This is a genomic window from Pectobacterium hainanensis (assembly GCF_046237015.1).
GTDB lineage: Bacteria > Pseudomonadota > Gammaproteobacteria > Enterobacterales > Enterobacteriaceae > JBJYIN01.
This window is the reverse complement of the sequence record NZ_JBJYIN010000040.1, coordinates 1-1200: the sequence shown is the minus strand read 5'-3', so window position 1 is coordinate 1200 and position 1200 is coordinate 1. Positions and strand designations below refer to the sequence as shown.

At 47.9% G+C, this 1200-nt stretch carries 1 protein-coding gene; it reads right to left on the bottom strand.

The genetic code is table 11. The annotated features are described in order from the left end of the window. Positions 1-17: 17 nt before the first annotated feature. A protein-coding gene (locus ACKPVM_RS20410) for an IS3 family transposase (RefSeq protein ID WP_409311574.1) occupies positions 18-1126 on the bottom strand; the annotation gives its coding sequence in 2 pieces (ribosomal slippage) (positions 18-874 and positions 874-1126; 1110 coding nt in all). Positions 1127-1200 lie beyond the last annotated feature (74 nt).

The window sequence follows — 1200 nt, the reverse complement described above, 5'->3', positions numbered from 1 at the left end:
TGTAGTCCCTCCGGTTTTTAGTACCACCGCCAATGAGGATCTCCGGCCACTTTTTGCCGCGCATAGATAACAGGCGGCATATCACCCAGTGAGCTATGCGGGCGTTCTTCGTTATATTCTGTGCGCCAGTCCTCTGTGAGCTCGCGCACTTCAGACAAGGTTCTGAACAGATACATATCGAGAATTTCTGTTCGTAGCGTTTTGTTAAATCGCTCGATAAATCCGTTCTGCATCGGCTTTCCGGGCTGAATAAAATCGAGTATCACACCGTGGCGTTCTGCCCATTCAGCTAAGGCCGCGGCGGTGAGCTCTGGCCCATTGTCACTTCGTATAAAAGCCGGGTAGCCTCGTTCTGCGCTTAATCGTTCCAGAATGCGCACAACACGATGAGCCGGTATATTTAAATCAACGTCGACGGCCAGCGCTTCCCGATTAAAGTCATCAACGACGTTAAATAACCTGAATCGCCGCCCATCGCTCAAGGCATCACTCATAAAATCAACTGACCAACAGTGGTTCATTTTATGCGGTATAACCAATGGCTGTGGATGCCTGTTAGGTAAACGTTTTTTCCCTTTGCGCCGAAAGTTGAGTTTTAACAATCGATAGATCCGGTAAACCCGCTTTGTATTCCACCGTAACCCTGCCTGTCGTAACTTATTGAACATAAGTCCAAAACCATAGGCCGGATACTGATGCGCCAGTTTTTGTAGCGCCTCGACTACAGGCAGATCCCGTGCCGTGTTCGGGCAATAATGCAACAGACTTCGACTGATACCGATAATCCGGCACCCGCGTCGTTCGCTGGTCTGATGTTCCGTCATAACATAACGCACCAGCTCACGCTTCGCAGGCACCGTTAAAGTTTTTTTGAAACAACATCCTTAAGAATTTCATGATCTAAGCTCAGGGATGCGTACATTTGCTTTAATCGGCGATTTTCCTCTTCCAACTCTTTCATCCGTTTGATATCAGAAGACTCCATGCCGCCATATTTGGATTTCCAGTTGTAATAGCTGGCTTCCGATACACCGTTTTCTCGGCACACATCCTTCACATGCCGGCCACCTTCAACTTCTTTCAGAACCCGCAGGATCTGAGTTTCAGTGAAACGCGCTTTCTTCATGATGAGCCTCCGTTGGTTGTATTTTAACCAGAGAACTCTATTAAGCGGTAAGACTAAATTCAGGGGGGACTACA